Source organism: Solemya elarraichensis gill symbiont, from assembly GCF_002021095.1.
In the GTDB taxonomy this organism is placed as follows: domain Bacteria; phylum Pseudomonadota; class Gammaproteobacteria; order Chromatiales; family Chromatiaceae.
In genome coordinates, this window is sequence record NZ_MPRK01000069.1 from 1 (window position 1) to 8,137 (window position 8,137).

Genomic DNA, 8,137 nt, shown 5'->3' on the forward strand with positions numbered 1-8,137 from the left:
GCAGGGCGTCCGGGGCAATAAAGGCTGTCGAAGATCGAGTGTAAAAGGGCGACTTGGATGTCCCGTTTTACATCACGAGATCAAAGACACGCTTGAAAACGGAGAAATATTAAAAGGTCAGATTATCGTTGAGATGAGGTTTGACTCTATCCACCAGGAAATGGTGAAGATAGGGACCACCAGCAAGAACATTGCCGGACTCAAGATAACGCTCACCACCGGCAATGTCCGTTACCATGCCGCCAGCTTCCTTGACCAGCAGAGCACCGGCAGCAAAGTCCCATGGGGCAAGTCCCAGTTCCCAGAAACCATCAAGACGACCGGCAGCAACATAGGCAAAGTCGAGAGCAGCCGAACCGGGACGGCGCACGCCAGCGGTATCGACAATCAGGTCGCGCATCATGCCGAAGTAGGCATCCGCATGGGTGAGGTCACGGAACGGAATTCCTGTACCCAGCAATGCACCTTCGAGCCCCTTTTTCTGGGTAACGCGTATGCGTCGGTCATCGAGGTAGGCGCCTTCGCCCCTGGATGCATGAAACAACTCGTCGCGTGACGGGTCATAAATCACGGCATTGGTCAGTTCGCCCCTGAAACGCAGTGCTATGGAGACGGCATACTGGGGAAAGCCGTGCAGGTAGTTGGTGGTACCGTCGAGAGGATCGATAATCCACTGGTAGTCGTTGCCCTTATGCACGCCCGACTCCTCTGCGAGGATGGCATGGTCAGGAAATGCAGCTCGAATCGCCGAGATTATTTCCCGTTCAGCAGCCCGATCAACTTCACTAACGAAGTCGTTGCGCTTCTTGGTTTCGATCTTGATTGCGTCGAGGCGCTCGCTGTAGCGTGAAATGACACGCCCTGCTGCGCGGGCCGCACGGACTGCTATTGTCGTCATAGGGTTCATGGCGCGCGAGCATACAGGAAGTATGCTGCCAAGGCAAAAGAAAGCTACAATACGCGAATTGATTTTGTGGAGAAGATTTTGCCCCTTTCACGTGTACGAATTGTTCTGATTGCAACGTCACATCCCGGAAATATCGGTGCCGCAGCGCGCGCGATGAAGAACATGTGTCTCGACAAGCTGGTGCTGGTGCGTCCACGACTGTTTCCGCACGAGGGTGCCACCGCCCGGGCCTCGGGTGCCGGTGAGCTGCTTGAGAATGCGCGTTGTGTCGACAGCCTCGAAGAGGCCGTTACAGGTTGTCGCCTGGTGATTGGCGCCAGCGCGCGTCTGCGCACGATTACCTGGCCTCTGATGACGCCGCGTGAGACAGCACAAAAGGTCGTCTCTCACTACGACGAGACAGATGTTGCGCTGGTATTCGGACGTGAGCATTCAGGCCTCACCAACGAGGAGCTCGATCTGTGCCACTACCTGGTCAACATTCCAACCAATCCTGATTTCAGTTCGCTCAACCTGGCGATGGCTGTACAATTGCTTGCCTACGAGGTGTTGCTGGCAAGTGAAGAGGTAACGCCCGCTTCACAGCAGGGGCAGTTGCCGGCCGAAGTAGAGAAATTCGAGGGTTTTGTTCAGCATCTTGAACAAACCCTTACGGATATCGATTTTTCAGATCCGAGAAAATCTGACAAACTGATTAGAAAGCTTAGGCGCTTTTTTATGCGCGCCGCCCCCGACGACGAGGAGTTGAACCTGCTACGTGGCATTCTGAGTGCTGCACAGGGTCGCAAATCGATGCGTCGCGATGAAACCAGCAAGGAGTAATAGCGTGTTTCAAAGACTTAAAGAGGAGATAGCAGTTGTATTTGAACGTGACCCGGCTGCCCGTAATGCGTTCGAAATCGTACTGACTTATCCAGGATTCCATGCCGTTCTGATGCATCGCGCAGCGCACCGGCTGTGGAAAATTAAATTACCACTGCTGGCACGCATTCTTTCCAATATTTCGAGGCTTCTGACCGGAATCGAGATTCATCCAGGGGCTGCCATCGGGAAGCGTTTTTTCATTGACCATGGAATGGGTGTGGTTATTGGTGAAACTGCCGTGATCGGTGACGACTGCACTCTCTATCATGGTGTGACCCTTGGCGGTACCAGTTGGGAGAAGGGCAAGCGACACCCGACGCTTGGCAATGGTGTCGTGGTCGGTGCTGGTGCCAAGGTACTCGGTCCGATCGAGATTGGTGCAAAAGCGCGTGTCGGTTCCAATTCGGTTGTTGTCAGGGATGTGCCTGCGGGCATGACAGTCGTCGGCGTACCCGGCAACCTGATTCAACCCAAGAAAGAGACTGATGCGCCGCATCGTGGTGAAATAGCTGAGAAAATGGGCTTTGACGCCTACGGCGTAACACGCGATGCAGCCGACCCGGTGGCACATGCAGTCAACTGCATGCTGGACCACATTCATGTCATGGATCAGCGCATGGCAAAGATGTGCCAGTCAATGAAAGCGCTCGGTATGGAGGCGCAGTTTGATCTGCCTTCACTGGACCAGTGCGAGATCATTTCTACCTCTGAAGAGTTGGAACGAGTCGATGGCGAAGCGCCTGCGGTCAATAGCCATAGTAAGTCAACGGTTGATAATAACTGAGTAAAACACTAAGTTATTCCCAGCAACAGCAGGCTGTGCGCGAGCGCCCATTCTTGACTAATTTACTCGGTTAAGTATAGTTTGCGCCCGGAATGACCGTTTTTGGGTCATTTTGCTGAAATTTTAGAATTTTATAAAATGAGTTGAACAGTATGAAGCTGCCAATCTATCTTGACTACTCGGCAACAACGCCGGTCGATCCGCGCGTAGCCGAGGCAATGTGCAACTGCCTTACCCTCGACGGTAATTTCGGTAATCCTGCATCACGCTCCCACGCTTTCGGTTGGGCTGCAGACGAGGCGGTCGAAAATGCACGTAAAGAGGTTGCTGACCTGGTCAATGCTGATCCTCGTGAAATCGTCTGGACATCGGGTGCAACCGAGTCGGATAACCTAGCGATCAAGGGCGCTGCACACTTCTATAATAAGAAGGGTAAGCACATCATCACTATGAAAACCGAGCACAAGGCTGTGCTCGACAGCTGTCGCCAGCTCGAACGTGAAGGCTACGAGGTGACCTACCTGGATCCGAAAGATGACGGTCTGCTGGACTTGGATCTTCTCAAGGGCGCGATGCGTGAAGACACCATTCTGGTTTCTGTCATGCACGTCAACAATGAGATCGGCGTTATTCAGGACATTGCTGCAATTGGAGAGCTTTGCCGTGAGCGCAAGATCATCTTCCATGTCGATGCAGCACAGAGCGCCGGCAAGGTGCCGATCGACCTGGCTGAACTCAAGGTCGACATGATGAGTTTTTCAGCGCACAAAATTTATGGCCCCAAGGGTGTCGGTGCACTCTACGTGCAGCGCAAGCCGCGTGTCCGCGTTGAGGCGCAGATGCATGGTGGCGGGCATGAGCGCGGAATGCGTTCAGGTACGCTGGCAACCCACCAGCTTGTCGGTATGGGGGCTGCTTTTCGTCTCGCAAAGGAAGAGATGGCCAGCGACAATGAGCGCCTGCTGCAGATGCGCACGCGCCTGCTTGACGGTTTCAGGGATATGGAAGAGGTCTATGTCAATGGCGATCTAGATCGTCGTATCGCTGGTAACCTCAATATCAGCTTCAACTTCGTCGAGGGCGAGAGCCTGATGATGGCGCTCAAGGATATGGCGGTCTCTTCCGGATCGGCCTGCACCTCTGCGTCACTCGAACCAAGCTACGTGCTGCGCGCACTGGGGCGTGAAGATGAATTGGCTCACAGCTCAATCCGATTTACAATAGGAAGATTCACCACTGAAGAAGAGGTCGACTACGTCATCAAGGAAACCCGTGAACAAGTCGAGAGGTTACGTGAACTTTCACCCCTCTGGGACATGTACAAGGAAGGAATCGACTTGAAATCTGTCAAGTGGGCAGCACACTAACTAATTAGAGGTAAATGTCATGGCATATAGTGAAAAAGTCATCGATCATTATGAGAATCCACGTAATGTTGGTGTTATGGACAAGGAATCCAAGGATGTCGGTACCGGCATGGTTGGTGCTCCTGCATGTGGCGACGTTATGCGTCTGCAAATCCAGGTCAATGATAACGGTGTTATCGAAGACGCCAAGTTCAAGACCTACGGTTGTGGCTCGGCTATCGCTTCAAGCAGCCTGCTGACCGAATGGGTCAAGGGCAAAACGCTTGATGAGGCTCAGCAGATCAAGAACACGGAGATCGCCGAGGAACTCGCATTGCCACCTGTGAAGGTGCATTGCTCGGTACTCGCCGAGGATGCGATCCAGGCAGCCATTACTGACTTCAAGTCGAAACAGGAAGGCTAGTATGGGCATCACGCTGACCGACGCAGCAGCCAGCCGCGTTTCAAGCTTTCTTGCCAATCGAGGCAAGGGGCTTGGCGTGCGCCTGGGTGTGAGAACATCAGGCTGCTCGGGAATGGCGTACGTGATGGAATTCGTCGACGATATGAACGATGACGATGAAATCTTTGAAGATCATGGTGTCAAGGTGATCATCGACAAGAAGAGCCTTGTCTACCTTGACGGGACCGAGCTCGACTATGGAAAAGAAGGCCTCAACGAGGGCTTCAAATTCAACAATCCCAACGTCAAGGATGAGTGTGGCTGCGGGGAAAGTTTTACAATCTGACTTACCCCTTCCTATGCTTGATCTGTCGAAAAACTATTTCGAACTCTTTGGCTTGCCTGCAGAATATCAGGTAGAGATTCCAGCCCTGCGCGACCGCTACCGAGAGCTGCAGGGTGCCGTGCATCCTGATCGTTATGCCACTGGCAGCGATGAAGAGAAGCGCAAGGCACTACAAGCTGCCGCCTATGTCAACGAGGGCTTCGATACCCTCAAGAATCCACTGCTTCGCGCCCAATACCTGCTGTCACTGCACTCCATCAATATGGAGTTGCGTGAGGAGACAACCAAAGATGCAGCCTTCCTGATGCAGCAGCTTGAGATGAGGGAAGAGCTCGAGGCATTGCGTCACACTGGTGAAGGACTCGATAGCGTGGGCGAATTCATGGACAGGGTGAGTGGCATGATCAAGGCCCTGGTCAGCAGGATTTCAGTCGATTTTGAGACACCGTCGAAAGAAAATCTCGACGATGCGCGTGAAACAGTGCGCAAAATGCAATTTCTCAACAAGCTGTATGCCGAGGCACAGGCTGTCGAGGCGCAACTTGAAGAGGAGTTTGGATAATGGCGTTGCTGCAGATTGCCGAGCCAGGTGAAGCTCAGGCACCACATGAACACAGGCTGGCTGCCGGTATCGATCTTGGCACCACCAACTCCCTGGTGGCAAGCGTGCGCAGTGGCACGTCACAAACTTTGCCCGACAACGATGGCCACCATCTGCTGCCGTCTGTCATCAGTTACAGCGAGGAGGGCATCCTCGTGGGCCGGCAGGCACAAAAACGTGCAACCACTGACCCTCTCAACACCATCTCCTCAATCAAGCGTCTTATGGGGCGTGGTATTGCCGATGTCATGAGCCTGGGTGAGCAACTGCCATGGCAGTTCGCTGACAGTGAAGCATCAGTACCGCGAATCAAAACCCGTGCCGGTGACGTCAGCCCGGTCGAGGTGTCAGCTGAGATTCTCAAGTGCCTTAACAAGCGTGCCGAGGATTCACTCGGTGGAGAACTCTCCGGTGTTGTGATTACGGTTCCCGCCTATTTCGATGATGCCCAGCGCCAGGCAACCAAGGATGCAGCAAAGCTCGCCGGTCTGCATGTCTATCGTCTGCTCAATGAGCCGACCGCGGCGGCCATAGCCTACGGGCTTGACGAGGGTGTTGATGGCGTCCATGCCATTTTTGATCTGGGCGGTGGTACTTTTGATATTTCCGTCCTGCGACTCACTCGCGGTGTTTTTGAGGTGATGGCGACAGGCGGTGATTCCGCACTCGGCGGGGATGATTTTGACCATGTCATCGCCGGTTGGATCATGCAGCAGGCCGGGATCAGCAATGATGCAGATCCAATGATTCAGCGCCGCCTGATGCACGCGGCACGCCATGCCAAGGAAGCACTGACAGAGGCTGACTCGACAACAGTCGTGATGCAACTGGCAGATGACTCGAACTGGCAGGGTGAACTTGATGTTGAAACACTCAACACCCTGATCGACCCGCTGATACGCAAAACCATTACAGCCTGCCGCCGCACACTGCGGGATGCAGAAATCGATATTGAAGAAATTGAAGATGTCGTCATGGTTGGCGGTTCGACCCGAGTACCACGCGTGCGCGAAAAGGTCGGCGATTTTTTCAAGCGTGAGCCACTGGTCAGTATTGATCCGGATTCAGTTGTCGCCATTGGCGCCGCACAGCAGGCCAACCAGTTGGCAGGTAACAATCCTGATGGTGAGATGCTGCTGTTAGACGTAAATCCACTTTCGCTTGGTCTTGAGACCATGGGCGGACTGGTAGAGAAGGTGATTCCGCGCAACACCACAATTCCGGTCGCACGTGCGCAGGAGTTCACCACCTTCAAGGATGGCCAGACCGCGATGGCGATTCACGTTGTGCAGGGTGAGCGCGAGATGGTCGATGACTGTCGGTCACTGGCGCGCTTCGAGTTGCGCGATATTCCACCGATGGTGGCTGGCGCCGCACGCATTCGTGTCACTTTCAATGTCGATGCTGACGGTCTGCTCAGTGTCGAGGCGATGGAAGAGACCAGCGGAACAAAAGCCAGCGTCGATATAAAACCTTCATACGGCCTCTCGGATAACGAGATTGCCGACATGCTGACGTCATCCATTGCACATGCCGAAGAGGATCGCGATCTGCGTCGTCTGCGTGAACAGCAGGTCGATGCGTATCGAGTCATCGAGGCACTGCAGGCAGCACTGGCTGTAGATGGTGACCAGTTGCTCTCGGCAGACGAAAGGGCAGGGATCGATGCGCATCTGAACAGCGTCATCGAGTCTGCGAAACAGGATGATGTCGGTGCAATAGAGAATGCAATCAAGCAGCTGGAGTCCGGTTGTGAGTTCTATGTTGAACGTCGTATGAATGCCGGAATTCGCGAAGCGATGGCGGGTCATACGGTTAGCGAATTCGAGTCCAGCGAGGATGACTCAAAATGACACAGATAATTATTCTTCCGCATCACGAAATTTGCCCTGATGGGGCGGTCATCGAGGCTGAGCCCGGTACGACCGTATGTGATGCGGCTCTTGCCAATGGGATTGAGATCGAGCACGCTTGTGAGAAATCGTGTGCTTGTACAACATGCCACGTCATCGTACGCGAGGGATTTGATTCGATGGAAGAGTCCGATGAAATCGAAGATGACCTGCTCGACAAGGCATGGGGGCTAGAGCCGGAGTCACGTCTCAGTTGCCAGGCAGTTGTCGGTGATGAAGACCTGGTCGTGGAGATTCCCAAGTACACCATCAACATGGTTTCCGAAAACCATTAAGAGGACCTGAACGATGTCACTGCAGTGGACAGATGTACTCGATATCGCTATCGAACTGGATGAGAGCTATCCGGATGTCGATCCGAAAACCGTGAACTTCGTTGACTTGCGCAACTGGGTTATGGAACTGCCAGATTTTGATGATGACCCTGAGCGTTGCGGCGAGAAAATTCTCGAGGCAATCCAGATGTCATGGATTGAAGAGAGCGAGTAATGCTGCGACTCCTGCCGATTTTGCTGCTAGCACTTCTCGGCGGCTGCCAGGCTGCAGATAGCGATGGTGTCCGGCAGGTACCGCAGGGTTTGAAGGAATGTAAAGATCCTCGCCCACAGATGTGTACCATGCAGTACGATCCTGTCTGTGCATGGATGCCGGGGCAGAACACGTGGAAGCAGGCATCAAACGGCTGTGACGCCTGTTCAGACAAGCGTGTTGCCGGTTATCTTGCCGGGGAGTGTAATGCACCGGGCAGTTCAGCACCTCTACGTAACAGCCTGCAATAATCCTGATCTGTTATTTACGCTCCTGCGAAAAAGCCCGGCATTGCCGGGCTTTCTGCTGTTGGTCAACATCTCACCTAAGGGCGGGGAGTCTTCACTATTACTTTTTAAACATTTTTGGAGATTCAAATGAAAAAGATTATTACTGCTGCAGCTATCGCTGCCATCATGGGTTCATCTGCTGCTATCGCTGATTG

Annotated in this window: 11 protein-coding genes; 10 read left to right on the forward strand and 1 reads right to left on the reverse strand. The window is 53.5% G+C overall.

The window, feature by feature from the left end:
- Window positions 1-109: 109 nt before the first annotated feature.
- Entirely contained in the window at window positions 110-907 is a 798-nt protein-coding gene (locus BOW51_RS05045; RefSeq protein WP_078476738.1) for an inositol monophosphatase family protein, read from the reverse strand.
- A gap of 66 nt (window positions 908-973) precedes the next feature.
- Here BOW51_RS05045 and BOW51_RS05050 point away from each other — a divergent pair, with 66 nt between their 5' ends.
- The 10 genes from BOW51_RS05050 to BOW51_RS05095 all read left to right on the forward strand — a co-directional run bounded on the left by BOW51_RS05050 (window position 974) and on the right by BOW51_RS05095 (window position 7,943).
- Complete coding sequence (locus tag BOW51_RS05050; protein WP_245828519.1) at window positions 974-1,729, forward strand: RNA methyltransferase; 756 nt, start codon at window positions 974-976, stop codon at window positions 1,727-1,729.
- A gap of 4 nt (window positions 1,730-1,733) precedes the next feature.
- Window positions 1,734-2,555, forward strand: coding sequence for a serine O-acetyltransferase (gene cysE, locus BOW51_RS05055; protein WP_078476740.1), 822 nt, complete (start codon window positions 1,734-1,736; stop codon window positions 2,553-2,555).
- A gap of 152 nt (window positions 2,556-2,707) precedes the next feature.
- Window positions 2,708-3,922 (forward strand): IscS subfamily cysteine desulfurase, encoded by a 1,215-nt coding sequence (locus BOW51_RS05060; RefSeq protein WP_078476741.1) that lies wholly within the window; start codon window positions 2,708-2,710, stop codon window positions 3,920-3,922.
- Window positions 3,923-3,941: 19 nt separating this feature from the next.
- Window positions 3,942-4,325, forward strand: a complete 384-nt coding sequence (iscU, locus tag BOW51_RS05065) for a Fe-S cluster assembly scaffold IscU (protein WP_078476742.1) — start codon at window positions 3,942-3,944, stop codon at window positions 4,323-4,325.
- A 1-nt stretch (window position 4,326) separates the two neighbouring features.
- Entirely contained in the window at window positions 4,327-4,650 is a 324-nt protein-coding gene (gene iscA, locus BOW51_RS05070; RefSeq protein WP_078476743.1) for an iron-sulfur cluster assembly protein IscA, read from the forward strand.
- Window positions 4,651-4,663: 13 nt separating this feature from the next.
- Window positions 4,664-5,212 carry a Fe-S protein assembly co-chaperone HscB gene (gene hscB, locus BOW51_RS05075; RefSeq protein WP_078476744.1) on the forward strand — a complete coding sequence of 183 codons (549 nt, stop codon included), beginning with the start codon at window positions 4,664-4,666 and terminating at the stop codon, window positions 5,210-5,212.
- Window positions 5,212-7,104: a Fe-S protein assembly chaperone HscA gene (gene hscA, locus BOW51_RS05080; RefSeq protein ID WP_078476745.1), complete on the forward strand. Its 1,893-nt coding sequence runs from the start codon at window positions 5,212-5,214 to the stop codon at window positions 7,102-7,104. The genes hscB and hscA overlap by 1 nt, the downstream gene beginning before the upstream one ends.
- Complete coding sequence (gene fdx, locus BOW51_RS05085) at window positions 7,101-7,439, forward strand: ISC system 2Fe-2S type ferredoxin (RefSeq protein ID WP_043117139.1); 339 nt, start codon at window positions 7,101-7,103, stop codon at window positions 7,437-7,439. The genes hscA and fdx overlap by 4 nt, the downstream gene beginning before the upstream one ends.
- A gap of 13 nt (window positions 7,440-7,452) precedes the next feature.
- Entirely contained in the window at window positions 7,453-7,653 is a 201-nt protein-coding gene (iscX, locus tag BOW51_RS05090) for a Fe-S cluster assembly protein IscX (protein WP_078476746.1), read from the forward strand.
- On the forward strand, window positions 7,653-7,943 hold the full coding sequence (locus tag BOW51_RS05095; protein WP_078476747.1) for a hypothetical protein: 291 nt from the start codon (window positions 7,653-7,655) through the stop codon (window positions 7,941-7,943). The genes iscX and BOW51_RS05095 overlap by 1 nt, the downstream gene beginning before the upstream one ends.
- The last annotated feature ends 194 nt before the right edge of the window (window positions 7,944-8,137 follow it).